Origin of the sequence: Caulobacter ginsengisoli (genome assembly GCF_030814835.1) — a bacterium.
GTDB lineage: Bacteria > Pseudomonadota > Alphaproteobacteria > Caulobacterales > Caulobacteraceae > Caulobacter > Caulobacter ginsengisoli.
Genome location: NZ_JAUSVS010000002.1, coordinates 805631 through 832140, shown reverse-complemented (window position 1 = coordinate 832140; position 26510 = coordinate 805631). Strand labels below are relative to the sequence as shown.

At 69.0% G+C, this 26510-nt stretch carries 18 protein-coding genes; 12 read left to right on the top strand and 6 right to left on the bottom strand.

What is annotated here, in order from left to right; genetic code table 11:
• Positions 1–41: 41 nt before the first annotated feature.
• Positions 42–2789, top strand: coding sequence for an FG-GAP-like repeat-containing protein (locus tag QO010_RS09485; RefSeq protein WP_307348527.1), 2748 nt, complete (start codon positions 42–44; stop codon positions 2787–2789).
• Here the strand turns inward: QO010_RS09485 and QO010_RS09480 are convergent.
• Complete coding sequence (locus QO010_RS09480; RefSeq protein WP_307348525.1) at positions 2724–3629, bottom strand: hypothetical protein; 906 nt, start codon at positions 3627–3629, stop codon at positions 2724–2726. The genes QO010_RS09485 and QO010_RS09480 overlap by 66 nt on opposite strands.
• A gap of 236 nt (positions 3630–3865) precedes the next feature.
• Between QO010_RS09480 and QO010_RS09475 the strand changes: the two genes are divergently transcribed.
• From QO010_RS09475 to QO010_RS09460, 4 genes are all read left to right on the top strand, one after another.
• Positions 3866–6514, top strand: a complete 2649-nt coding sequence (locus QO010_RS09475; RefSeq protein WP_307348522.1) for an FG-GAP-like repeat-containing protein — start codon at positions 3866–3868, stop codon at positions 6512–6514.
• Between the two features lie 110 nt (positions 6515–6624).
• Positions 6625–9297 (top strand): FG-GAP-like repeat-containing protein, encoded by a 2673-nt coding sequence (locus QO010_RS09470; protein WP_307348520.1) that lies wholly within the window; start codon positions 6625–6627, stop codon positions 9295–9297.
• A gap of 116 nt (positions 9298–9413) precedes the next feature.
• Positions 9414–13727: an FG-GAP-like repeat-containing protein gene (locus tag QO010_RS09465; RefSeq protein WP_307348519.1), complete on the top strand. Its 4314-nt coding sequence runs from the start codon at positions 9414–9416 to the stop codon at positions 13725–13727.
• A 71-nt stretch (positions 13728–13798) separates the two neighbouring features.
• Positions 13799–14332 (top strand): nuclear transport factor 2 family protein, encoded by a 534-nt coding sequence (locus tag QO010_RS09460; protein ID WP_307348517.1) that lies wholly within the window; start codon positions 13799–13801, stop codon positions 14330–14332.
• A 7-nt stretch (positions 14333–14339) separates the two neighbouring features.
• Here QO010_RS09460 and gatB read toward each other — a convergent pair whose 3' ends face one another.
• Positions 14340–15839 carry an Asp-tRNA(Asn)/Glu-tRNA(Gln) amidotransferase subunit GatB gene (gene gatB, locus QO010_RS09455; protein ID WP_307348516.1) on the bottom strand — a complete coding sequence of 500 codons (1500 nt, stop codon included), beginning with the start codon at positions 15837–15839 and terminating at the stop codon, positions 14340–14342.
• A gap of 163 nt (positions 15840–16002) precedes the next feature.
• On the opposite strand from gatB, the gene QO010_RS09450 reads away from it, so the two are divergent.
• A complete protein-coding gene (locus tag QO010_RS09450; protein ID WP_307348514.1) occupies positions 16003–18237 on the top strand; it encodes an MHYT domain-containing protein in 2235 nt (744 codons plus the stop codon).
• Between the two features lie 4 nt (positions 18238–18241).
• Here the strand turns inward: QO010_RS09450 and gatA are convergent, their stop codons facing one another.
• Both gatA and gatC read right to left on the bottom strand, forming a co-directional pair.
• Positions 18242–19714, bottom strand: coding sequence for an Asp-tRNA(Asn)/Glu-tRNA(Gln) amidotransferase subunit GatA (gatA, locus tag QO010_RS09445; RefSeq protein ID WP_307348512.1), 1473 nt, complete (start codon positions 19712–19714; stop codon positions 18242–18244).
• 2 nt (positions 19715–19716) lie between these two features.
• On the bottom strand, positions 19717–20004 hold the full coding sequence (gatC, locus tag QO010_RS09440; protein ID WP_307348510.1) for an Asp-tRNA(Asn)/Glu-tRNA(Gln) amidotransferase subunit GatC: 288 nt from the start codon (positions 20002–20004) through the stop codon (positions 19717–19719).
• 87 nt (positions 20005–20091) lie between these two features.
• On the opposite strand from gatC, the gene ruvX reads away from it, so the two are divergent.
• From ruvX to dprA, 5 genes are all read left to right on the top strand, one after another.
• Positions 20092–20556: a Holliday junction resolvase RuvX gene (gene ruvX, locus QO010_RS09435; protein WP_307348508.1), complete on the top strand. Its 465-nt coding sequence runs from the start codon at positions 20092–20094 to the stop codon at positions 20554–20556.
• Between the two features lie 43 nt (positions 20557–20599).
• Positions 20600–21577 (top strand): aspartate carbamoyltransferase catalytic subunit, encoded by a 978-nt coding sequence (locus QO010_RS09430; RefSeq protein ID WP_307348505.1) that lies wholly within the window; start codon positions 20600–20602, stop codon positions 21575–21577.
• On the top strand, positions 21574–22875 hold the full coding sequence (gene pyrC / locus QO010_RS09425) for a dihydroorotase (RefSeq protein WP_307348503.1): 1302 nt from the start codon (positions 21574–21576) through the stop codon (positions 22873–22875). Before QO010_RS09430 ends, pyrC begins: the two co-directional genes overlap by 4 nt.
• A gap of 71 nt (positions 22876–22946) precedes the next feature.
• On the top strand, positions 22947–23606 hold the full coding sequence (gene plsY / locus QO010_RS09420; RefSeq protein WP_307348502.1) for a glycerol-3-phosphate 1-O-acyltransferase PlsY: 660 nt from the start codon (positions 22947–22949) through the stop codon (positions 23604–23606).
• Positions 23607–24698 carry a DNA-processing protein DprA gene (gene dprA, locus QO010_RS09415; protein ID WP_307348501.1) on the top strand — a complete coding sequence of 364 codons (1092 nt, stop codon included), beginning with the start codon at positions 23607–23609 and terminating at the stop codon, positions 24696–24698. It abuts the gene before it with no gap.
• Here dprA and QO010_RS09410 read toward each other — a convergent pair.
• Both QO010_RS09410 and QO010_RS09405 read right to left on the bottom strand, forming a co-directional pair.
• The gene (locus tag QO010_RS09410; RefSeq protein ID WP_307348500.1) at positions 24695–25054 is read right to left on the bottom strand and encodes a hypothetical protein; all 360 of its coding nucleotides are present in this window, start codon (positions 25052–25054) and stop codon (positions 24695–24697) included. The two genes, dprA and QO010_RS09410, sit on opposite strands and share 4 nt — an antisense overlap.
• A gap of 280 nt (positions 25055–25334) precedes the next feature.
• Positions 25335–25889, bottom strand: a complete 555-nt coding sequence (locus QO010_RS09405) for a helix-turn-helix transcriptional regulator (RefSeq protein ID WP_307348499.1) — start codon at positions 25887–25889, stop codon at positions 25335–25337.
• Between the two features lie 137 nt (positions 25890–26026).
• On the opposite strand from QO010_RS09405, the gene QO010_RS09400 reads away from it, so the two are divergent.
• Positions 26027–26473, top strand: a complete 447-nt coding sequence (locus QO010_RS09400; protein ID WP_307348497.1) for a hypothetical protein — start codon at positions 26027–26029, stop codon at positions 26471–26473.
• Positions 26474–26510: the final 37 nt, after the last annotated feature.

Genomic DNA, 26510 nt, shown 5'->3' with positions numbered 1-26510 from the left:
TCGGCTCTTTAAGGGGACCGCGTCCGCCCCGGAGAGCCGTCATGTCCAATTTCCCCGCCGTTCTCGATGTCGCCAGCCTGGACTCGGCCGACGGCTCGGTGCTGACCGCCAACCCCACCGCCAGCGCGGGATTCAGCCTGGCCCGCATCGGCGACATCAACGGCGACGGCTTCGACGATTTCGTCGTCGGCGCGCCGGACCTCTACTACCATGTCGGCGGCGTCTTTGTGGTGTTCGGCAACGCCTCGGGCCTACCGGCCACACTGAACCTGTCCGCCCTGGACGGAACCAATGGGTTCGAGGTCCGTGGCACGACGTTGAACGGCCGCGCCGGCTTTTCCGTCACGGGGGGAGACTTCAACGGCGACGGCCTGGCCGACGTGCTGGTTGGGAACCCCAACGCCGACCCGGGGACTACGGACGCCGGCTCCGTCTTCGTGGTGCTGGGCCGCCAGAGCGGATTTTCGGCCGTGGAGTGGGCCGACAACCCCAACCAGGAGCAGGCCTTCCGCCTGAACGGTCCTACAACCTCCGGCCATGCCGGCGCCCTGGTCGCCGCCGTCGACCTGAACGGCGACGGCTTCGACGATGTGGTGATGGCCGACTACGTGCATCCCTATGCCGGGTTCGACCCTAACCATCCCAACGTCAATGGTCGGGTCGAGGTCTATTTCGGCAGGCCCGGCTACGCCCTCTCCAGCGAAACGGTCATCGGCGGCGGATTCACCATCACCGGGACCGCCGCCCAGCCGAACCTGGGCCAGCACCTGTCGGCGGCCGGTGACTTCAACGGCGACGGGATCGCCGACCTGCTGGTGGGCGTCAACAACTACGACGCCTATGTGATCTATGGCGACGCCGCCGCCAGCGGCTGGACCTCGTTCGACATCGACCATGTCGACCCCTCCAGGGGGATGCATATTCACGGGCCGATCGTGCCGACCTGGGCCTCGGCGGGCGATGTCAACGGCGATGGCTTCGACGACATTATCGTAGGCAGCTGGGCCAAAGGTTCCTTTGGCGAGGCCTACGTCGTCTTCGGCGGGGCCAGCGGCGACATCGATCTGACGACCGGCGTCCCGGACAGCCGCTGGATGCGGCTGGTGGGCGACAACAGCGGCGGCGGCAGCTCCAGGTTCGGGACCTCGGTCGCGGGTCTGGGCGACGTCAACGGCGATGGCTACGACGACGTCATCGTCGCCGCGCCGGCCGGCTTCCCTGGCTCCGGCGCCGCCTATGTGATTTTCGGCGGGCCCGACCTGGCCGGGACCACCCTGAACATGGCTGGCCTGGGCGCGCTGGACGGCTTCCGCATCAACAACATAGGGGTCACCCTATCCGGCCCGAGCGTCAGCGGCGCGGGCGATGTCAACCATGACGGCCTGGATGACATCCTGGTTTCCGGCGGCGGCAAGAGCTACGTCATCTACGGCCGCTGGACGACCCAGGTGTTCGACGGCGACAGCGGCGACAACACCCTGACCGGCGCGCCGGGCGACGACATCCTGGACGGGGGCGGCGGGGCCGACATCCTCTACGGCCTGGTGGGCGCCGACACCCTGTCCGGCGACGACGGCGGCGACCTGCTGGATGGTGGGACCGGGGCCGACGCCATGACCGGCGGGGCCGGCGACGACAGCTACTATGTCGACGACATTGGCGACACCACGGTGGAGGCCGGCGGCGAGGGCAGCGACGTCGTGTATACGACCATAGACTGGACCCTGGCCGCCAACATCGAGAAGCTGATCCTCGACGGCTCGGGCGATATCGACGGGACCGGCAACACCGCCGCCAACGTCATGACCGGCAACGCCGGGAGCAACACGCTGGATGGCGGGGCCGGGGCGGACCTGATCAAGGGCGGGCTGGGCGACGACACCCTGCTGGGCGGGATCGGCGACGACCAGCTGCTGGGCGGCGATGGGACCGACAGCCTGGACGGCCAGGGCGACAACGACCGGCTGGACGGCGGGATCGGCAACGACATCCTGGCCGGCGGCGCGGGTAACGACATCCTCGACGGCGGCGGCGACAATGACGGCCTGGACGGCGGCACGGGTAACGACCAGCTCAACGGCGGCGGCGGGATCGACTCCCTGACCGGCGGCGACGGCAACGACGTCCTGGACGGCGGCACGGGCGGAGACGCCATGACCGGGGGCCTGGGCGACGACACCTACTCTGTCGACGACGCGGGCGACACGACGGTGGAACTGGCCGGCCAGGGGACCGACATGATCCGGGCCAGCATCGGCTGGGTCATGGGCGCCAACCTCGAGAACCTGGTCCTCGATGGAACCGGCAATATCGACGGAACGGGCAACGGCGCGGTCAACGCCATCACCGGCAACACCGGCGCCAACACCCTCGACGGCCAGGCCGGCGACGACGTGCTGAAGGGAATGAACGGCAATGACGTCCTGATCGGCGGGACGGGCTCGGACATCCTGGTCGGCGGTGCGGGGGCCGACACCTTCGTGGTGCGGCAGGCGTCGGTGATCCAGAGCCATCTGGGCGGCGCGGTCGAGGTCGACACGGTCAACGATCTGATCCTGGTCCAGGGCGACAAACTCGACCTGTCGGCCATCGACGCCGACAGCTCGACCGGCGCGGACGACGCCTTCCATCTGGTCGGAAGTTTCAGCCACCATGCCGGCGAGATGACGCTGAACGTCTCGGGCGGGATCACCCTGCTCTCGCTCGACGTCGATGGCGACGGCTCAGCCGACTACCGGATGAAGATCACCGGCGATGTCCATCTCGACAGCGGCGGCTGGCTGCTCTAGCGCCTGCTCGGCCGCCCAGGCCAGGCCCATCCAGTAGATCGGCAGGAAGTTGCGCACCTGCAGGATCAGGTCGGGCGACAGGGTCGTCAGGCCTTCGCGGTCGCGCAGCAGGAAGCCGGCCTGCTCGCCCGCCCGGAGGATGGCCTGGGCCTGGCCGCGCGAGATGTCGGCCCGCCGCGCCAGCGACCGGTCCGACAGCCGCACCGGTCCCGGCGCCGGGAAGTCCCCGCCTTCGGAGCTCGCGTCGACCAGGATCTGGCCCAGCACCGCCAGGCCTGACCGCCGATGCGAGAAGACGTCCAGCCTGCGCTCGGTCGGCGGCGCGTTCGGCGCCTGGAGCAGCGCCAGATGCGAACCCAGCAGGAAACGGCCATGGGCGGCGATCAGCCGTTCCGGCATCCCCGGCTGGTTCCAGACGGTCAGGACCGCGGCAGTGGCGGGCCAGGCCGGCAGGCAGGCCTCGAGCTGCAGCCTGAACCAGTTGGTCAGAAGCTCGCGCAGCGCCGGCGTCGGCGCATAGCGCTGGACCCGGCCGTCGGGCGACGGGGCCGGCGCGATCATCTTGCGGAACTGCAGATAGATCAGCATCGGCCCGATCCGGCCCCGGCTGGCGACGCCCCAGGCGGCCATGACCCTGGCCAGGCTGGTATGGGTCAGGCCCTCGGGCTCAGCCTCGAGCTGCACCGTCCACAGGGCGGCCATGAAGATGCCGACGTCCTTGAGAATCTGGCCCAGGCGCGGATCCCCGGCCGGCTGGGCCCAGCTGTCGCAGGTGCGGCGGGCCGCGGCGGCGAAGTCCGGATGCGCCTGCAGCCCGGCCAGCTCCTCGGACCTGCTCATCGCAAAGACCATCGCGCCGAGATCGGCCGCTGGATAGGGGGTGGGGTCTGGCAGGCTGAAATCCCTCCGCGAGTCCGACCGTTCGCGATCGGAGCCGGCGCCCCCGCGACGCCGTCATGCCCAGCACTTCATCCTACCCATCCCAGGAATTGTGCCAATTTTTTTCCCTGCCCGGGGGATTGAACCGCTGATCTAACGCCGCGGCGCGGGCGGGCGGTCCGCGAGGGAGGGCGGCGATGCCTGGTTTTCCGACAACAATCGTCTTGGATGGCTCGGCTATCGTAACCGAGGCGGCGCCCGACCAGACCTATAGCTATTCGGGCTGGGACCTCGCCTCGCTGGGCGACATCAACGGCGACGGCTTCGACGACTTCGTCGTCGGCACGAAAACCTCGAGCCCGGGCGCCTACGTGGTTCTGGGCGGGGGCGCCGGCAGCTTCACCATCACGGGCGCCAACGCCTACTCGGCCGCGGGTGTCGGCGACATCAATGGCGATGGCTATGACGACCTGATCCTCAGCACGCCGTACCAGGACAATGGCCTTGCCTGGGTCGTGTTCGGACACGCCGGCGCATTTGCAAGCCAGCTCGATGTGACAACGTTGGACGGGAGCAATGGCTTCCGCATCGAGAACACCTTCCCCGACAACAGTTTCGGCAAGTCGATCGCGACCGGCGACTTCAACGGCGACGGCTTCGACGATGTCGTCGTGGCGGCCGCCAACCGCCAGTTTGTCCTGTTCGGCCATGCCGGCGGCTTCGCGGCCAACCAGGACAACCTGGCTGGTCTGACCCTGTACAGCCCCACCGCCTTCTACAGCTTCGGCAATATCGTCGCCGCGGCCGGTGACATGAACGGCGACGGCTTCGACGATTTCGTGTTCGGCGATCCGGGCGGGTCCATGGCCTATGTGGTGTTCGGGGCCAATGTCGGGCCGGGTCAGTTCTTCGGCGACGCTCTCGATGGGACCAACGGCTTCAGGCTTTTCGGCCCATCGGGAAGCCTCACCGGCCGGTCCGTCGCCTCGGCGGGCGACATCAACGGCGATGGTTACGACGACCTGATCATCGGCGCGCCGCTGCAAAGCACGGCGGGGACCTATGCAGGCGCCGCCTATGTGGTGTTCGGCCATGCCGGCGGCTTCCCGCTCGATACCGACCTGAACACCCTGGACGGGACGAACGGGTTCCGGATCCTGGGCGATGTCGCCGGTGGCGTGACCGGATGGGCTGTCGCCTCGGCCGGCGATTTCGACGGCGACGGCTTCGACGACCTGCTGGTCAGCAGCCGCGGCAAGAACGCCGTCCAGCTGGTATTCGGCCACGCCGGTGGCTTTTCGGCCGGTCTGAGCATCGCCGATCTGGACGGCAACAACGGCCTGACCCTCCAGTTCCCGATAAACGGAACCGAGTTCGGCTTTGCCGTTTCCTCCGCCGGGGATGTCAACGGCGACGGCTATGACGACCTGATCGTCAGCGCCCCGTGGACGCTCCGGCACTACGGCCGTGAGGGTGAAACCTATATCGTCTACGGCCGGCCGGTGACGCCGGTCGTCTCCAGCGGCACGGCCGGCGTCGACAACGCGGTCGGCAGCCGGACCCAGGACACCATGGCCGGCGGCGGCGGGGCCGACTTCCTGTACGGCCTGCAGGGCGACGACGTCCTGGCGGGCGATGACGGCGGCGACTGGCTGGACGGCGGGACCGGGGCGGACGCCATGACCGGCGGAACGGGCGATGACACCTTCGTGGTCGACGACGCGGGCGACACCACGATCGAAGCGGGCGGCGAAGGCAGCGACACGGTCGACGCCTCGGTCAGCTGGACGCTGGCCGCCAATATCGAAAAGCTACTGCTGGAAGGCTCGGGGAACATCAACGGGACCGGCAACGGCCTGGCCAACACCCTGACCGGCAATGGCGGCAACAACAGTCTGGACGGCGGGGCGGGCGCGGACCTGATCAAGGGCGGGCTGGGCGACGACACCCTGCTGGGCGGGATCGGCGACGATCAGCTGGTCGGCGGCGACGGCACGGACAGCCTGGACGGCCAGGGCGACAACGACCGGCTGGATGGCGGCGTCGGCAACGACACCCTGGCCGGCGGCTCCGGCAACGACATCCTCGATGGCGGCGCCGACAACGACAGCCTGGATGGCGGGACCGGCAACGACCAGCTGACCGGCGGCGGCGGGGTCGACAGCCTCACCGGCGGCGACGGCAATGACAGCCTGGACGGCGGGACCGGCGCCGACAGCCTGAGCGGCGGCCTGGGCGACGACGTCTACTATGTCGATGACGCCGGCGACACCGTGACGGAGCTGTCGGGCCAGGGAACCGACACCGTCCGGACGATGGCTGCCTTCACGCTGTCGGCCAATGTCGAGAACCTGATCCTCGATGGGTCCGGCAACATCGGCGGGACCGGCAACAGCCTGGTCAACGCCATCACCGGCAACAGCGGCGACAACATCATCGATGGCGGGGCCGGGGACGATGTCCTCAAGGGCCTGAACGGCAATGACACCCTGATCGGCGGGACCGGCTCGGACATCATGGTCGGCGGCGCCGGGGCGGACACCTTCGTGATCACCCAGGCCTCGATCCACACCAGCGGGGCGATCGAGACCGACACGGTCAACGATCTGCTCGTCGCCCAGAGCGACAAGCTCGATCTCTCGGCCATCGACGCCGACAGCCTGACAGCGGGCGACCAGGCCTTCCACCTGGTCGGCGGCTTCACCCACCATGCCGGCGAGTTGACCCTGACCCTGTCGGGCGGAAGCACCCTGCTGGCCCTCGACGTCGATGGCGACGGCCGGGCCGACTACCGCATGACGATCGTCGGCAATGTCACCGGCGACAGCGGGGGCTGGCTGCTCTAGCCGGCCGCATCCTCATTCCGGGGATTGTGCCAATTTTTTTCCCTGCCCGGCTCAGCGGTCGCTTGCTCTAACGCCGTTCGACGGGCGGGCGGCCCGTGAGGGAGGCAAGGATGTCCGATTTTCCGGTAGTCATCGGGGTGGGGCCCGGCTTCGACATTGCGGCGGTCCTGAGCGGCGACGTCTTCAATGGCCGCGCCGGCTGGAGCGTCGCTTCGATCGGCGATTTCAATGGCGACGGCCTGATCGATTATGTCGTCGCGGCCCGGTACGGCAACAGCTTCGGCGGCACGGGCGCCTATATCGTGTTCGGCGGCGGGGCCGGCGGCTTCACGATCCATGGCGTCAATGCGCTCTCGGTCGCCGGCGCCGGCGACATCAACGGCGACGGCTTTGACGACCTGATCGTCGGCGCCCCCTATTCGGGCAACGGCCACGCCTATGTGGTGTTCGGCAGCGCCGACGGTTTTTCCGGCGACCTGGCCACGCTGGATGGGACCAACGGCTTCAGCGCCAGCGGGACCTTCGTCACCGGCTCCGGCTTCTCGGTCTCTTCGGCCGGCGACTTCAACCACGACGGCTTTGCCGACATCATCGTCGGGAGCAACACCGGCAACGCCTATGTGATCTATGGCAAGGCCGACGGATTCGGCGCCAGCTTCGATTCCTTCAACCTCGACGGGACCAACGGCTTCAAGCTGGCCGGGGGCGGCCTCGGCCGGGCCTTGGCCGCGGTCGGCGACCTCAATGGCGACGGCTATGACGATATCGCCTTCGGGGTTCAATCGGCGTCCGCGGTCTATGTGCTGTACGGAACCGGCGAGCCGCTCGACAACTTCGTGGACGTTGCCAATCCGACCGGAACCACCGGCTTCAAGATTTTCGGACCGGCCGGCGACTTGGTTGGCGCATCCGTCGCCTCGGCGGGCGACGTCAACGGCGATGGCTATTTGGATCTCATCGTCGGGGCGACGGGCGACGACGCCTGGGCGACCGACGCCGGCGCCGCCTATGTGGTGTTCGGCGAGGCGGGAGGCTTCTCCGGCGACATCGACCTGACGACCTTGGACGGGACCAACGGCTTTCGGATCGTCGGCGCCTTCACCGCCGGCGCGGCCGGTACGTCGGTCGCCTCGGCGGGGGACTTCAATGGCGATGGCTACGACGACCTGATCGTCGGCGCTCCGTTGGCTTCCACCCCCGGCGCCGCCTATGTGGTGTTCGGCAAGGCCGGTGGCTTCGCGGCCGATCTGAACATCCTGAGCCTGGACGGCAACAACGGCTTCGTCATCACCGGGCCGTCGGATGAGGATTTCGGGCGAAGCGTCGCCTCGGCCGGCGACCTGAACCACGATGGCTTCGATGACCTGATCATCGGGTCGGACGGGAGCAACACACGGTCTGGGAGGGTCTACATCATCTACGGCGCCTTAGCCGTGCCGGTCGACTTCATCGGGACGAGCGGCGGCGACACCCAGGACGGCGGCAAGGCGGCTGACAACCTGGCCGGCGGCGACGGCGCCGACTTCCTGTATGGCCTGCTGGGCAACGACTCCCTGTCAGGCGATGACGGCGGCGACTGGCTGGACGGCGGGGTCGGGGCCGACGCCATGACCGGCGGGACGGGCGATGACAGCTACTATGTCGACGATGCCGGCGACACGACGATCGAGGCCGGCGGCGGCGGCAATGACGTGATCTACACGACCATCAGCTGGACCCTGGCCGCCAACATCGAGAAGCTGATCCTCGACGGCTCGGGCGATATCAACGGGACCGGCAACACCGCCGCCAACACCATGACCGGCAATGCCGGCGCCAACAGCCTCGACGGCGGGGCCGGCGCGGATCTGATCAAGGGCGGGCTGGGCGACGACACCCTGCTGGGGGGCATCGGCGACGACCAGCTGCTCGGCGGCGACGGGACCGACAACCTGGACGGCCAGGGCGACAACGACCGGCTGGACGGCGGGATCGGCAACGACATCCTGGCCGGCGGCTCGGGCAATGACATCCTCGACGGCGGGGCCGACAACGACAGCCTCGATGGCGGGGCGGGCAATGACCAGCTCAACGGCGCCGCCGGAACAGATAGTCTGACCGGTGGCGACGGCAACGATGTGCTGGACGGCGGAATCGGCGCCGACGGCCTGACCGGCGGCCTGGGCGACGATGTCTACTATGTCGACGACGCGGGCGACACGGTGACCGAAGCTTCAGGCCAGGGCGCGGACACCGTCCGGACGATGGTCACCTACGCGTTGTCGGCCAATGTCGAGAACATGATCCTCGACGGCTCCGGAAGTATCGGGGGCACGGGCAACGGTCTGGCCAACGCCATGACCGGCAATGGCGGCGACAACGTCATCGACGGCCAGGCCGGGGACGATGTCCTCAAGGGCCTGAACGGCAACGATACCCTGATCGGCGGGACCGGCGCGGACATCCTGGTCGGCGGCGGCGGGACCGACACCTTCGTGGTGACCCAGGCCTCGGTGATCCAGAGCCATCTGGGCGGGGGCCTGGAGGTCGACACGGTCAACGACCTGATCGCCGCCCAGAGCGACAGGCTCGACCTGTCGGCCATCGACGCCGACAGCGGCACGGCCGGAGACCAGGCCTTCCAGCTGGTGGGCGCCTTCACCCACCATGCCGGCGAGATGACCCTGGTGTTCGGCGCCGGGATCACCACCCTGCAGCTCGACGTGGACGGCGACGGCGTCGCCGACTACCGGATGAAGATCAGCGGCGACGTCCATCTCGATAGCGGAGGCTGGCTGCTCTAGCCCCGTCTCTACCCAATTTGAGCAGCTTCCCCGCCCCCGCAATCCGAGATAGCAACGGTATGTGACGCGCCCGTTGTTAAGGCGCGAGGGGGGGAATCCAAGTGGCCAGTCCGGCTTTGAGCGGTCTTGCGACCGACGTCACCTTTCTTGAAAACACCGTCAACGCCACGCCGCAGCTGCTGGACGCGGACGTCACCTTCTCCGACACGGACGACGACTTCGCGGGGGGACGGCTGATCGTCAACGGCCTGCTGGCCGAGGACCGGGTCGCCATCGCCAACGGGACGGTGATCTACGTCACCGCCGGCAACCTCTACTACGACGCCGATGGCGCAGGCGCCGGAGCGGCCGTTCTCATCGGCGTGGTGAGCGGCGGGGTCGGCTCGGCCCTCAAGGTGACCTTCAACGGCTCGGCGACCAGCGCGGCGGTCGACGCCCTGATCCAGAACCTGACCTACGCCAATGTCAGCGACACGCCGACGGCCAGCCACAGCCTGGCGATCTCGGTCACCGACGCGGCCGGCCACCGCCTGGACCAGGGACCGATCTGGAGCGCCCCCACGCTCTCCGCCGACGTTGTGGTCGACAACCTGGCCAGGCCGGTGCTCGCCGACCTGGACGGCGATGGCGACCTGGACCTGCTGGTGGGCAGCGGCCCGGGCCTGAGGTATTTCGAGAACACCGGCACAGCCGTAACGGCGACCTTCGTCGAGCGCACCGGCGCGGCCAACCCCGGCGACGGCCTGCCGATCGACATCGACGCCTCCCCGGCGCTCGCCGACATCGATGCGGACGGCGACCTGGACCTGCTGGTCGGGGACGCCTGGGGCGTGCTCGCCTATTTCGAGAATACCGGGTCGGCCCAGGCTGCGGTGTTCACCGCCCGGACCGCCGCCGACAATCCGTTCGACTCCCTCGGCGCGGCCGAGGGCCACGCCTCGCCCGCCTTCGCCGACCTGGACAACGACGGCGACCTGGACCTGGTCATCGGCGGCGCCGACGGCCTGTTCAAATATGCCGAGAATGTCGGCTCCAGCCTCAATCCGGACTTCCTCCTGCGGACCGGCGGCGACAATCCCTTCGACGGCATCCCGGTGGGGCCGCAGGAGACAAACTCCGCCCCGGTCCTGATCGACGTCGACGGCGACGGCGACTTCGACCTGATCACGGGCGCCGACTATGGGCAGTTCCGCTATCTGGAGAACACCGGCTCGGCCGCCAGTCCCGTCTTTGTCGAACGGACCGGCGCCGCCAACCCGCTGGACGGCTACGCGGTCTATTACCGCGCGGCCCCCACGGTCGGAGACCTGGACAACGACGGCGACCTCGACCTGGCGGCCGGCGACTATTTCGGCGACCTGTTCCTGTTCCCGACCACCATCGGCCAGCTTATCACCATTAACATCACCGCCGAGCGCGAGGCGGCCAGCCTGGCGGGGCATGCCAGCCCCAGCCTGACCGGCGTGCGGAGCAGCGCCACCTTCCTCGAGAACACCGTCAATGCGGCCGCCCAGATCATCGACGCCAACGTGGTGTTCAGCGACGCCGACAACGACTTCAACGGCGGCAGCCTCACGGTCAGCGGCCTGCTGGCCGAGGACCGGGTGTCGGTCTCCAACAGCGCGACCATCTATGTGACCGCCGGCAGCCTCTATTATGACGCCGACGGCGCGGGCGCGGGGGCGGGCGTGGTCATCGGCGCGGTAAGCGGCGGGACCGGCGCGGACTTCACCGTCACCTTCAACGCCGCGGCGACCGGCGCGACGATCGACGCCCTCATCCAGCGCCTGGCCTACGCCAATGTCAGCGACACCCCGACGGCCAGCCGCAACCTGGTCCTCTCGGTCAACGACGCGGCCGGCCACCACCTGCTGCAAGACCCGGTGCTCGGCAGCGGGACGGTCCTGACCGGCGTCACCAGCGACGGCTTCGCCCGCCCCGCCCTGGTCGATATGGACGGCGATGGCGATCTCGATCTGGTTCTGGGCAGCTACGACGCCACCGGCCTGAAGTATTTCGTCAACGGCGGCTCGTCGCTCTCGCCCGACTTCGTCGAGCAGACCGGCTCGGACAATCCGCTGGACGGGCTGTTCAGCGGCTATCTCGGCGCGCCGAGCTTCATCGATATCGACCGGGACGGCGATCAGGACCTGCTGGTCGGGGACTATTACGGCGGCCTGTTCTATTTCGAGAACACCGGCTCGGCCCAGACGCCGGCCTTCACCGCCAGGACAGGCGTGGACAATCCCTTCGACACCATCGTTCCGGCGGCCGATTTCGCCTCTCCCACCTTCGCCGACCTGGACAATGACGGCGATCTCGATCTGGTGTTGGGCGGCATCGATGGCCAGTTCGGCTATGCCGAGAATGTCGGGTCCGACACGACGCCGAACTTCGTGCAGCGCACCGGCGCCGACAATCCCTTCGACGGCATCGTGCCGCAGATATCTCAGGCCAACCGCAGCACCCCGGTGCTGTTCGATGTGGACGGCGACGGCGACTTCGATCTGATCTCGGGCGCGGACTATGGACAGATCCGCTACCTGCTCAACATCGGCACGGCGGCCAACCCCGACTTCGTCGAGGTGACCGGGACGGACAATCCCTTCAGGAACATCGGAGTCGACTTCAACTCGGCGCCGACCGTCGGCGATCTGGACGGCGACGGCGACCTGGACCTGCTGGTCGGAGACATGTTCAGCGCGGTGACCCGGTACACGCTGGGCCATACCAGAACCATCACCATCAATGTCACCGCCGAGGCCGACCCGATCGTGCTGAGCGGGGACAGCGGCGACAACATCCTGGACGGCGCGGGCCTCAACGACACCCTGTCGGCGGGCGATGGCAACGACACGCTGAACGGGGCCGCGGGCGCCGACGCGATGAGCGGCGGGACGGGCGACGACACCTACTATGTCGACAACGCCGGCGACACGACGGTGGAAAACGGCGGCGAAGGCTATGACACCGTCCACACGACGATCAGCTGGACCCTTGTGGCCAACACCGAACAACTGATCCTCGACGGCTCGGGCAACATCAACGGCACGGGCAACAGCGCCGCCAACGCCATGACCGGCAACAGCGGCGCCAACAGCCTGGACGGCGGCGACGGCAACGACACTATCAACGCCGGCGGCGGGACCGACAGCCTGACCGGCGGCAACGGCGTCGACCTGCTCTACGGCGAGGGCGGAACCGACACCCTGGACGGCGGCGCCAACGGCGACGTGCTGGACGGCGGAACCGGGGCCGACGCGATGAGCGGCGGGGCCGGCGACGACTGCTACTATGTCGACAACGCCAGCGACACGACGGTCGAAACCGGCGGCGCGGGGACCGACGTCGTCCACACCACGGTGAACTGGACCCTCAGCGCCAACATCGAGACCCTGATCCTGGACGGCTCGGGCGACATCAACGGCTCGGGCAACGCCGCCGCCAACACCCTCATGGGCAACGCCGGCGCCAACAGCCTGGACGGCGGGGACGGCGACGACCTGATCAAGGCCGGCCTGGGGGCCGATATCGTCCTGGGCGGCGTCGGGGCGGACCAGCTGCTGGGCCAGGACGGAGCCGACAACCTGGATGGCGGCGATGGCGCCGACCGCCTCGACGGCGGCAACGGCGACGACATCCTGGCCGGCGGGATCGGCAACGACATCCTGGACGGCGGCGCCGGCATCGACACGATGGATGGCGGCGCCGGCAACGACCAGCTCAACGGCGGCGACAACAATGACAGCCTGACCGGCGGAGACGGCAACGACATGCTGACCGGCGGCCTGGGCGCCGACGCCATGACCGGCGGTTTGGGGGATGACTGTTTCTATGTCGACGACGCTGGCGACACGACGGTCGAGGCCAGCGGCCAGGGCTCGGATATCGTCCACGCCGCCGTGACCTGGACGCTGGGCGCCAACATCGAAATCCTCATCCAGGATGGCTCGGGCAATATCGACGGGACCGGCAACGCCCTGGCCAACACCCTCACCGGCAATGGGGGTAACAACAGCCTGGACGGCGGGGCCGGAGACGATGTCATCAAGGCCGGTAACGGCAACGACATTCTGATCGGCGGCGCGGGCGCGGACATCCTGGTCGGCGGCGCGGGGGCCGACACCTTCGTGGTGACCGCCGCCTCGATCCGCACCAGCGGGGCGGTCGAGACCGACACTGTCAACGACCTGATCGCCGCCCAGAGCGACAGACTGGACCTGTCGGCCATCGACGCGGACATCTCCACCGGGGCCGACGACGCCTTCCACCTGGTCGGCGGCTTCACCAGGCATGCCGGCGAGATGACCCTGACCCTGTCGGGCGGCAACACTCTGCTGGCCCTCGACGTCGATGGGGACGGGCGGGCCGACTACCGCATGACCATCGCCGGCAACGTCACCGGCGATAGCGGGGGCTGGATTCTCTAGGCCCCGCCGGATTTACACATCGGGCGCGCCCGGTCAGACTGGCCGGACCGATCGGCGGGCAGGAGTTGATCATGATTTCTCGACTGGGGCGGGCCATGGCCGCGGCCTTGATGCTTTGCGTGCTGGGCGTCTGTGGCCCCGTCTTCGCCGGTCCCGATGAAGAGGCGCTGGCCAAGATCGAATACGACTTCGCCAACATGCAGATCACCAAGGACCCGGCCACGATCGAGCGCATGGCCGGGATCATGGACGCGGGCTTTCGCTTCACCGATCCCGCGCGGCGCGACTGGGGCGCGTCGAAAGAGCAGGTCCTGATGACCATCCGCTCGGACAAGCTGGTCATCGCCTCGACCGACTTCCGCCCCTTCACGATCCGCATCTTCGGCTCGACGGCGATCGTCGAGGGCGTCAACAGCTCGACCGGCGCCTTCGACGGCCGGGACATCAGCGGGACCTTCGCCTGGGTCGACGTGTTCGAAAAGCGCGATGGCCGCTGGATCTGGCTGTTCAGCCAGAGCGGTTTCATCGGCGACAAGCTGTCCGACAAGGAGGCCTGCGACGCCGCCTGCCCCGGCCTTCAGCCCGGCTTCTCGCTCAAGAAGTAGGGCCCGCCTACTCGACGCCGAGCTTGGCCTTCAGGATGGCGTTGACCGAGCCCGGATTGGCCTTGCCGGCCATCTCCTTCATCACCTGGCCCACGAACCAGCCGATGGCTTGCGGTTTTGCTTTCACCGCCTCGGCCTGGCCGGGGTTGGCGGCGATCAGCCTGTCGATCACCGCCTCGATGGCGCCGGTGTCGCTGACCTGGACCAGGCCGTGCTTCTCGACGATGGCGGCCGGCGCCCCCTCCCCGGCCCACATGTGGTCGAAGACCTGGCGGGCGATCTTGGAGGAGATGGTCCCCGCCTCGATCAGCTTGACCAGGCCGGCGATGTCGGCCGGCGGGATGGGCGAGTCGGCGATGTCGTGGCCGTCCTTGGCCAGGCGCCCCAGCAGGTCGTTGATGGTCCAGTTGGCCACCAGCTTGGCGTCCCGGCCCACCGCCGCCTGCTCGAAGAAGCTGGCGCGGGCGGCGTCGGCGATCAGCACACCGGCGTCGTAGGGCGAGAGGCCGTACTGGCTCTGCAGCCGGGCCTTCTTGGCGTCGGGCAGTTCGGGCAGGCCCGCCTCCAGTTCCTTGACCCAGGCCGGATCCAGAATCAGCGGCAGCAGGTCGGGGTCGGGGAAGTAGCGGTAGTCGTTGGCCTCTTCCTTCGAGCGCATGGAGCGGGTCTCGCCCTTGCCCGGATCGAACAGCCGGGTCTCCTGGTCGATCTTGCCGCCGTCCTCGAGGATCTCGATCTGCCGGCGGGCCTCGTACTCGATGGCCTGCTGGATGTAGCGGTTGGAGTTGACGTTCTTGATCTCGCAGCGCGTGCCCAGGTGCTTGAAGCTGCCGGTTTCGCGGAACTTCTCGTAGGCGCCCGGCCGGCAGACCGAGACGTTGACGTCGGCGCGCAGGTTGCCCTTCTCCATGTCGCCGTCGCAGCTGCCGACGGCGATCAGGATGGCCCGCAGCTTCTTCACATAGGCCACCGCCTCGTCCGAGCTGCGCATGTCGGGCTTGGAGACGATCTCCATCAGGGCGGTGCCGGCCCGGTTCAGATCGAGATAGGTGGCGTTCGGATCCAGGTCATGGATCATCTTGCCCGCGTCCTGCTCCAGGTGCAGCCGCTCGATGCGGACCGTGAAGGTCTCGCCGTTGTCATGCTCGACGACCACCTCGCCCTCGCCGACGATGGGCTGGTCGAACTGGCTGATCTGATAGCCCTGCGGCAGGTCGGGATAGAAGTAGTTCTTGCGGTCGAACCGGCTCTTCAGATTGATCTGGGCCTTGAGGGCCAGACCGGTCTTCACCGCCTGCTCGACGCAATAGCGGTTGAGCACCGGCAGCATGCCGGGCATGGCGGCGTCGACCAGGCTGACCTGCTGGTTGGGGCCGGCGCCGAAGCCGACCTTGGCGGACGAGAACAGCTTGGACTGCGAGGACACCTGGGCGTGGACCTCGAGGCCGAGGACGATTTCCCAGGGGCCGGTGCGGCCGGCGATGGTCTTGGTGTCGGTAGCGGTCATGGGCGTCTTCCTAGCCCGCAGGGGCGATCAACGGAAGCGCCCAGCGCGACGGATCGCCCCGGTCGCGGCCGAAAATGCCCAAGCAACCGAAACCGGTAACCTTCTTGGCCGATAATGGACGCTGTTATCCGGGGAGTTGGACTTGCTGGCCGTTCTTCTTTGCGTGACGCAGGATCATAACCCGTGGCTGGTTTTGCTGGCCGCGGCGATCTGCGTCGTGGCGATCGGCACGGCCTTCCACCTGAACAGCCGGGCCGCCCAGGCCTCCGGCGCGGTGCGGCGCGGCTGGACCGGGCTGGCCGGACTGCTGGCCGGCGGCGGCATCTGGGCCACCCATTTCATCGCCATGCTGGCCTACCAGCCCGACCTGGCCATGGGCTACGACCCGCTGGGCACGGTGCTGTCGCTGGTGCTAGCGGCCGCGGCCCTGACCGGAGCCTTCGCCCTGACCAACAGCCTGGCCGGCCGCTGGGCCGCGCCGCTGGCCGGCGGCGCCGCGGGCCTGGGCATCGCGATCATGCATTTCGTCGGCATGACGGCGCTGCGGCTGTCGGCCGACCTGATCTGGCGGCCGGGCTATGTCGCCGCCTCCCTCGCCGCCGCCGCCGGGCTGGCGGCGCTGGCCTTCTTCGTCGCCAAGGCCAAAACCAAGAAGGGCCGCGGCCGCTGGCGCTGGCTGGCCAGTTCCGGAATCTTCGTCGCCGCCATCGTAGCCCTGCACTTCACCGCCATGACCGCCGTGGTGGTGGTCCCCAACGGCGCCAAGGCCATGGCCGGCCAGATCATCGACCGTGGGGGGCTGGCGGTGATCGTCGCCGGCTTCTCGATGCTGATGCTGGGCGCCGCCCTCGCCCTGCTCTGGGTCGAGGGCCGCAGCCAGGTGGCGACGTTGCTGGGCCTGCGCACCTCGCTGGACGGCCTGACCTCAGGCCTGGCCATCTTCGACCGGCAGGACCGCCTGGTGGTCTGGAACCGCCCCTTCACCGAAATCGCCCGGGCCGCCGGCGCCGAGCCCGAGGCCGGCCAGACCATGGCCGAACTTCTGAGCCAGGCCGGAACCCGGACGGACGGCCCGGTCAAGCAGGCCCTGGCCGACGTGCGCCACACAGCCGTGGACCGCGAAGCGCAGTGGCCGGACGGCCGCTGGATGCGGGTCCAGGCCAATCCCACCGCCGACGGCGGGCCGGTGCTGATCATCTCCGACATCACCGCCCAGCGCGAACACGCCGACGCCCTGGCCGCCGCCCGCGACGCCGCCATCGCCGCCAGCCGCGCCAAGAGCGAATTCCTGGCCAATATGAGCCATGAAATCCGCACCCCCCTGAACGGCGTCCTGGCCGTGGCCGACCTGCTGGCCCAGGACAGCCTCAACCCGAACCAGCAGGAACTGGTCGGCATCATCCGCTCGTCGGGCGATACCTTGAACCGCCTGCTCAGCGACATCCTGGACCTGGCCCGGGTCGAGACCGGTCGCATGGAAACCGCCAGCGAGGCCTTCCCGCTGGGTGAGACCGTCCGGTCGGTCGCCGGCCTCTTCGAGACCAAGGCCAAGGAAAAGGGCCTGACCTTCGCGCTGGACCTGCCGGCCGGGATGGAACGGCTGGTGACCGGCGATCCGATGCGGCTGAAGCAGATCCTCGGCAACCTGCTCTCCAACGCGGTCAAGTTCACCGAGGTTGGCTCGGTGCGGCTGACCGTGCGGGACACCGAAAGCGGCGTGCGTTTCCGGGTGCTCGACACGGGCCTGGGCTTCGACGCCCAGACCCGCGCGCGGCTGTTCCAGCGCTTCGAACAGGCCGACAGCTCGGTCACCCGCCAGTTCGGGGGCAGCGGCCTGGGCCTGTCCATCTCGCAGGAACTGGTCCGGCTGCTGGGCGGGACGCTGGACTGCCGGTCGCAGCCCGGCATGGGCTCGGCCTTCACCCTGGTCCTGCCCCTGCCCGACGCCGAGGCCGATGCGGGCGCGCCGGATGCGGACCAGGAAGTCTCGGACGCGCCCTCGGGCCTCAGCGTGTTGGTCGTCGACGATCACCCCACCAATCGCCGCGTGCTGGAACTGCTGCTCGGCGGCGCGGGCTGCGAAGTGACCTGCGCCGACGACGGTCAGGCCGGGCTGGAAGCCTGGCGCTCGGGCCGGTTCGACGTCGTGCTGATGGATATGCAGATGCCCGTTCTGGACGGCCTGGCCGCCACCCGGGCCATCCGCGCGGAGGAGCTGGCCAGAAACCTGCCCCGCACGCCGGTGATCATGGTCTCGGCCAATGCGCTGGCCGAACACCTGGCGGCGAGTCAGGCCGCCGGCGCCGACAACCACATTTCCAAGCCCATCGCGGCGGCGGAGCTGTTCGCGGCGCTGGAGGTCCTGACCGGACCCCAGGCTGAGCGTCGGGTCGCCTAGCGCCCTACCACCACCGTTCGGCCTTCGACCGGAACCCCGCCGCGTCCTCGATGGCGCCGGCCACCGAGAACACCGTCCCCTCGTCCAGCGCCCGGCCGATCAGCTGCAGGCCCAACGGCAGGCCTTGCGCGTCCAGGCCCGCGGGGATGCTGATCGACGGGAGGCCGGCCAGGTTGGTGGTCACCGTGAAGACGTCGTTGAGATACATCGCCACCGGATCGGCCATCCGCTCGCCCAGCGCGAAGGCCGCCGACGGCGCGGTCGGGGTCAGCAGGACGTCGCAGGTCCGCCAGGCCTGGTCGAAGTCATCGGCGATGCGCCGGCGCACCCGCTGGGCCTTGAGGTAGTAGGCGTCGTAATAGCCGGCCGACAGCACATAGGTGCCGATCAGGATGCGGCGCTTGACCTCGGCCCCGAAGCCCTGGGCCCGGGTCTGCTCATAGGTCTGGGTCAGGTTGGCGCCCGGGACGCGCAGGCCGTAGCGCATGCCGTCATAGCGGGCCAGGTTCGAGGAGGCCTCGGCCGGGGCGACGATGTAGTAGGCCGGCAGGGCGTATTTGGTATGGGGCAGCGAGACCTCGACGATCTCGCAGCCGGCGGCCTTGAGCCATTCGACGCCGTCGGCCCACAGCTTCTCGATCTCGGCCGGCATGCCGTCGACCCGGTATTCCTTGGGCACCCCGACCCGCAGGCCCTTGATCGACTTGCCGACGAAGCTGGCGAAGTCCGGCACCGGCTCGTCCAGGCTGGTGGAGTCCTTGGCGTCATGGCCCGACATCGAGGTCAGCAGGATGGCGGCGTCCTCGACCGTCTTGGCGATCGGGCCGGCCTGGTCGAGCGAGGAGGCGAAGGCCACCACGCCCCAGCGCGAGCAGCGGCCATAGGTCGGCTTGATCCCCACCGTGCCGGTGAAGGCGGCCGGCTGGCGGATGGAGCCGCCGGTGTCGGTGGCGGTGGCGCCCAGGCAGAGGTCCGCCGCGACCGCCGCGGCCGAACCGCCCGACGAGCCGCCGGGGGTCAGGCTCTGGTTGCCGCCGCGGGCCTTCCAGGGGTTGACCACGGGCCCGAAGGCGCTGGTCTCGTTGGACGAGCCCATGGCGAACTCATCCATGTTCAGCTTGCCCAGCATCACCGCCCCGTCGCGCCACAGGTGGCTGGTGACGGTGGACTCATAGTTCGGCTTGAACTCGCCCAGGATCTTCGAGGCGGCGGTGGCGCGGACGCCCTGCGTGCAGAACAGGTCCTTGATGCCAAGCGGCGCGCCTTCCAGCGGGCCGGCGGTCCCGGCGGCGATGCGGGCGTCGGAGGCCTTGGCCATCTCGATGGCCTTTTCCGGGGTCTCCAGGACGAAGGCGTTGAGGGTGCGGGCGGCCTCGACGGCCTCCACGTGAGCCTGGGTGATCTCGACGGCGGAGAAGTCGCGGGCTTTCAGGCCGTCCAGGGCGGCCTTCAGGGTCAGGGCGGTGAGCTTGGACATGACTATTCCACCACCTTGGGCACGATGAAGAAGCCGTCGGTCGTGCGGGGCGCGTTGGCCAGCACGCGGGCCGGGTCGCCGCCGTCCACCACGACATCGTCGCGCAGCGGCAGGGCGCGGGCGACCACCGAGGTCATCGGCTCGACCCCGTCGGTATCGACCTCCTGCAGCTGTTCGATCCACTGCATGATGGCGTCCAGCTCCTGGGCCAGCGGCGCCAGGCGCTCCTCGGGTTCGGCGATGCGGGCGAGGCGTGCGACCTTGCGCACCGTCTCGGCGTCGATGGCCATGGCGGCCTCCTGTTACGTTCGGGGCTGGGGTTACCCGCCCCAACCTCTCTTTGACAAGCACTCTCGCGGCGCGTAGCCGCCAAAGGCATGGCGGTCTTCGATATTTCCGAGCTTTCGGCGCAACTTTCGCCCTACGCGGCCCTGGCCGGGCTGGATCTGGGCGAAAAGACCATCGGCGTGGCGATGAGCGATGTCACCCGCACGGTCGCGACGCCTCTGGAAACGATCCGCAGGACCAAGTTCACCGACGACGCCAACGCCCTGTTCAAGCTGATGGAGGGCCGGGGGGCGGTGGGGATCATCATCGGCCTGCCCGTCAACATGGACGGCACGGAAGGCCCGCGCTGCCAGTCGGTGCGGGCGTTCGGGAGGAACCTGCTGCGGCTGCGGGACCTGCCCATCGCCTTCTGGGACGAGCGGCTGTCCAGCGCGGCGGTCAACCGGGTGCTGATCGACGAGCACGACGCGACGCGGAAACGGCGAGGCGAGGTGGTCGACCGGATGGCGGCAGGGTGGATCCTGCAGGGAGCGCTGGATCGGATGCGTTCCTGAGGGGGCTCGACGACTCCCCTCCCCTCGCCTATGACGGCGGCTCATGACGACAGCCCTGGGTCTTGAAGACGTCCGCGCCCGGACCTTCCCCTTCCCGCACCGTCATTTCATTTCCGCCGCCGATCTCAACGCCGTCCAGGCCGCCGAGCTGCTGGAGCTGGCCGACGGCTTCGTCGACCTGAACCGCCAGACCTCCAAGAAGCTGGACCTGCTCAAGGGCCGAACGGTGATGAACCTGTTCTTCGAGGCCTCGACCCGGACCCAGTCCAGCTTCGAGTTGGCCGGCAAGCGGCTGGGTGCGGACGTGGTCAATATGAGCCCCCGCTCCTCCTCGATGAGCAAGGGCGAGACCCTGATCGACACGGCGGTGACGCTCAACGCCATGCAGCCGGACCTGCTGGTGGTGCGCCACGCCTCCTCCGGCGCCGCCTCGCTGCTGTCGCAGAAGGTCGGCTGCAGCGTCATCAACGCCGGCGATGGCCAGCATGAGCATCCGACCCAGGCCCTGTTGGACGCCCTCTCCATGCGGCGGGCGTTCGGGCGGGTGTCTGGCCTGACCGTGGCTATCTGCGGCGATGTCATGCACAGCCGGGTGGCGCGCTCGAATGTCAGCCTGCTCAACACCCTGGGGGCGACCGTGCGCCTGGTCGGGCCGCCGACGCTCATTCCCGCCGGGGCCGACCGCTGGGGCGCCGAGATTCATCACGACCTGCGCAGCGGCATCGCCGGGGTCGATGTGGTGATGATGCTGCGCCTGCAGCTGGAGCGGATGCAGGGGGCGCTGGTCCCCTCGGCCCGGGAGTATTTCCGCTTCTGGGGCCTGGACCGCGAGAAGCTGGCCGCCGCGGCGCCGGGGGCCAAGGTCATGCATCCCGGCCCGATGAACCGCGGCGTGGAGATCGATTCCGACGTCGCCGACGATCCGAACATCAGCCTGATCCAGAACCAGGTCGAGATGGGCGTCGCCGCCCGGATGGCGGTGCTGGCCTCGCTGGCCGCGCGGCTGGAGAACCGGCCTTGAGCAAGCCCCGGCCCCAGGCCTTCATCAACGCCCGGCTGGTCGATCCCGAGAGCGGCTATGACGGCCCCGGCGGGCTGGTGGTCGCCCAGGGTTCCATCGCCGAGGTCCGCAAGGGGAGCGATTTCCAGGGCTTGTCGGAGGATCTTCAGGTCATCGACTGCAACGGCGCCATGCTGGCGCCCGGCCTGGTCGACCTGCGCGTCAAGACCGGCGAGCCCGGCGCCGAGACCAAGGAGACCCTGAAGTCCGCCGCCCAGGCCGCCGCGGCCGGCGGGGTGACCTCCATCGTCGTGCAGCCCGACACCGACCCGGCGGTGGATGACCCCGCGGTGGTGGACTTCATCCTGCGCAGGGCCCGCGACGTGGAACTGGTGCACGTCTATCCCGCCGGGGCGGCGACCAAGGGGCTGAAGGGCCAGCAGATGGCCGAGATTGGCCTGATGCGCGAGGCCGGCTGCGTCTATGTCACCGACGTCGACCGGCCGATCGTCGATTCCAAGGTCATGCGGCGGCTGCTGAGCTACGCCGCCAGCTTCGGGGTGCTGGTCGCCCACCGCCCGGCCGACCCCTGGCTGTCCGAAGGCGCCGCCGCCACCGAGGGCGAGTTCGCCGCCCGGCTGGGCCTGCCGTCGGTCCCCACCGTCGCCGAACAGATCATGCTGGAGCGCGACCTGGCCCTCTGCGAACTGACCGGCGCGCGGCTGCTGGCCGACCAGATCACCTGCGCGGCGGGGCTGGAGAGCCTGAGGCGCGGCAAGGACCGCGGCGTCCGGGTCTGGGCCAGCGCCTCGATCAACCATCTCAGCTTCAACGAGCTGGACATCGGCGACTACCGCACCTTTGCCCGCCTCGACCCGCCCCTGCGCCATGAGGATGACCGCCAGGCCCTGATCGACGGCCTGGCCGAGGGGCTGATCGACGTGGTGGTCTCGGCCCACACCCCCGCCCCCGCCGAGGACAAGCGCCTGCCCTTCGACGAGGCCGCGCCGGGCGCCATCGGGCTGGAGACCCTGCTGCCGGCCCTGCTGGCCTTCCACCACGACGAGCGCATCCCGCTGGTCAAGCTGATCCGCGCCGCCACCCTGGCTCCCGCCCAACTGATCGGCCTGAAGACCGGCCGGCTGACCGCCGGCGCCCCGGCCGACCTGGTGCTCTGCGACCTGGGCGCCCCGCTGATCGTCGACGCCGACAGGCTGATCTCGAAATCCAAGAACTCGCCCTTCGATGGCCGGCGCCTGCAGGGCCAGGTGCTGATGACCCTGGTCGACGGGCGGATCGTGCACCGGGCGACGGAGTAGCGGGGGAAGGGCTTGACCCCGCTTCCCTCACCAGACAACCCTGGCGGCCAGAAACGCCGGGAGGGCGCATCTTGGAATCATTGGCCGGTATCGCCCTAGCGACCCTGGGACTGATCGTCCTGGGCGGCTATCTGCTGGGCTCCATTCCCTTTGGGATGATCGCCACCAGGCTGGGCGGGGCCGGCGATATCCGGCAGATCGGCTCGGGCAATATCGGGGCGACCAATGTCCTGCGCACCGGCCGCAAGGATCTGGCGGCCATCACCCTGGCGGGCGATGCGCTGAAGGGGGCGGCGGCCGTGCTGCTGGCCGGCCTCATCACCCACTGGACCGCCCCGGCCATGGCGCTGGCGGGCGGGGCGGCCTTTGTCGGCCACCTGTTCCCGGTCTGGCTGAAGTTCAAGGGCGGCAAGGGCGTGGCCACCTTCTACGGCGTGCTGTTCGCCATCGCCTGGCCTGTGGGCGTGCTGGCGGGCCTGACCTGGCTGGCCATGGCGGCCCTCTTCCGCCTCTCCTCGCTGGCGGCGCTGACGGCGGCGGCCCTGGCCCCGCTGTTCGCCTTCGCCACCGATGGGCTGGGCGTGGCGGGCCATTACAAGTATCCGGTCGTCGTGCTGACCACGGTCATGGCGGTGCTGATCTTCATCCGCCACCATGAGAACATCCGCCGCCTGCTCAAGGGCGAGGAGCCGCGCATCGGGGGCGGCAAGGACGCCGCGCCCACCGCCTAGATGCGGCGCAGCCTCACCGACGATCAGCGCCGCGACTGGCTGCGGCTGGCGCGGACCGAAACCATCGGGGCGGTGGCCTTCGACCAGCTGATCGCCCGCCACGGCGACGCTGGCAAGGCGCTGGAAGCCCTGCCCGCCCTGGCCCGTCGCGCCGGCCGGGCGGCGCCGCTGGGCACCCCCTCCCCGGCCCATATCGAGGCCGAACTCGAGGCCGGCCGGCGGCTGGGGGCGCGGCTGATCGCCTGTGTCGAGCCGGGCTTTCCGCATCTGCTGGCGGTGCTGGACCCGCCGCCGCCGCTGATCTGGGCGCTGGGCCGGGCCGAGCTGCTGGAGCGGCCCGGGATCGCCATCGTCGGGGCCCGCATCGCCTCGGCGGCCGGCCAGAGGTTCGCCCGGGATCTGGCCCGCGACCTGGGCGCCGCCGGCCGGCTGGTGGTCTCCGGCATGGCGCGGGGCATCGACGCGGCGGCGCATGAGGGATCCCTGGCGACCGGCGCGGTGGCGGTGCTGGGGGGCGGCGTCGGCGACGTCTATCCGCCGGAAAACCGGGGGCTTTACGAACGGCTTGCCGTGGAAGGCTGCGTGGTCTCCGAATGCCCGCCCAGCTATCGCGCCCAGGCCCGTGACTTCCCGCGCCGCAACCGCATCATCTCGGGCCTCAGCCGGGCCGTGGTGGTGGTCGAGGCGGAGCTGAAGTCAGGCTCGCTGATCACCGCCCGCCTGGCGGCCGAGCAGGGCCGCGACGTCCTGGCCGTGCCAGGATCGCCGCTCGATCCCCGCTCGCGCGGAACCAACAACCTGCTGCGGCAGGGCGCGGCCATCTGTGAAGGCGCGGACGACGTGCTGCGGCTGCTCGACACCCTGCCGGGCCTGGGCGAGAGCGAACGCGACCCGCCGGCCCCGTTCGCCGACGAGCCGTCCCGGGCCCTGCGCGATCAGCTGGAAGGCCTGCTGTCGCCCACGCCCGTCACCCGAGACGAACTGGTCCGCGTCACCGGCGCCCCGGTCGGCGAGGTGATGGCCGCCCTGCTGGAACTGTCGCTGGCCGGCCGGGCCGAGCTGATGCCCGGCGGGTTGGTGGTGAGCGGTTAGGCGGAGACCACCACGCTCAGCACCGGCGGGCGGCGCATCCAGCCGCGGGCGAGTTCCAGATAGAAATGCGCGTCCTGCTTGGTGACTTCCTTGCAGCGCGCGATCTCGGCGTCCGTGCCGCCGTTGCGGCGGCAGAGCGAGATGTCCTGGCGGCCGTCGCGCAGGCATTCCACCGCGCTGGCGGCGGCATAGTAGAGCTTGGCCGGCGGCACGCGGGCGCGGACATCCTCGCGGCTGAGCAGGCGGAAATAGCGGTTGAGCAGGCGGCGTTCCGGGTTGTTGAAGTCGACCCGGTCGAGGCCGTCGAGCTCCAGTTCGTCGTCAAACCCTTTGATCTGCGCCACAGCGTCCAACATGGAATACGTCCCCTTTTCCGACTGTGGATAAGGATCATCGAATCCGCTGGGAGGGGGGTCCCGTAAGTCTACGGGGGGCGCCACCCGTACGGGGTACGGGGGTGGCGCGGCCTAGTCAAAACCCTGAAATTGCAGACTATTTATTGTTCGAAATATCCACACTCGGTCAAGTCGAACCCATTTCCCGCTCAACGTACGGGCAAATGACGGGCTCTGAAAGAGTCCAGAGTTTAGAGCACGTCGGGCGGCGGAACCGGCGGTCACTTCCGCCTGACGTGCTCTAGAGCAGCCCGTCGCGCATGGCGATAATGGCCGCCTGGGTGCGCCGTTTGACCCCCAGGCGGCGGCAGGCGTTGTCCAGATGCTCGTCGACGGTGCGGGGGCTGAGGCCCACGATGGCGGCGATGTCCCAGCTGCTCTTGCCCTGGGCCGCCCAGCGCAGGCATTCCAGCTGGCGCTCGGTCAGGGGGCTGGGTCCGGCCTCGCCGGTGGTGAAGGCCCGGGCCAGGGGCGTGGGGTCGGGCGCGGAGGGCAGGCCCAGCCGTTCGGCCAGCCGGCCCCAGAAGGCCTGCACGGCGTCCAGCCGCTCCTGGCTGACGAAGGGCAGGAACCACAGCGGCCCTTCCGGCCCCAGCGGCTTGGCCTTGGGATTGTCGATCGAGACTCCGGCGACCTCGGCGGCCACCAGTTCCACGCTGTAGGCAAAGGTGCGGGTCGGCCCCTTGGGCAGAGCCAGGCGGCGACGGCGCGCCTCCTCGAACGCCTTCTCTGGACCGTAGCGGTCCACCAGGGCGTCCACCTGCGACCGAACAGCGCGGTGGAAGTCACGGTTCATGCTCAGACTGATGACCCCCTCCCTTGTCACAAGAATAGATGCGACCTTCGCGCTATAGGTAGCACAGGTTATGAACCTTGGCGGACGGAAATGGGAATTTCCCGCCGTCCGCGACAATTTGGAAGGGCCGCCCCGGCATGTCGCTGATCGCCTACTATCTGATCCTGCTTTTGATCACCTCCTATGCGATCGCCAGCGGGCGGCGATTCGAGCGCTATGCGGGGGGGCTGATGATCCTCAACTCGCTGCTCACCACCACGCTGCAGCGCCTGCTGCACGACTTCTATCCCCTGATCACCATCACGCTGAACGACGCCTTGCTGCTGACGGCAATGGCCTGGATCGTCTGGCGCTGCCGCCGCCCCTGGTTCCTGGGCATGCTGGCGGTGGAGGCGATCATCCTGCTCCTCGACCTGAGCCAGGTCTCGGTCCAGCTCCTGCCGCGCAAGAGCTACGCCGACGCCACCGCCATCCTCGCCTACGCACAGTTGGCCATGCTGGGGGCCGGGGTGATCTGGCGCACCTACGGGCCGCCCGCCGAACCCCCGGAATCGGAGCCGTTGCCGCGCGGTCCCGTACACTAACGGGTTGGGTTAATCCCCAAACCGGGTCGCCACTGGA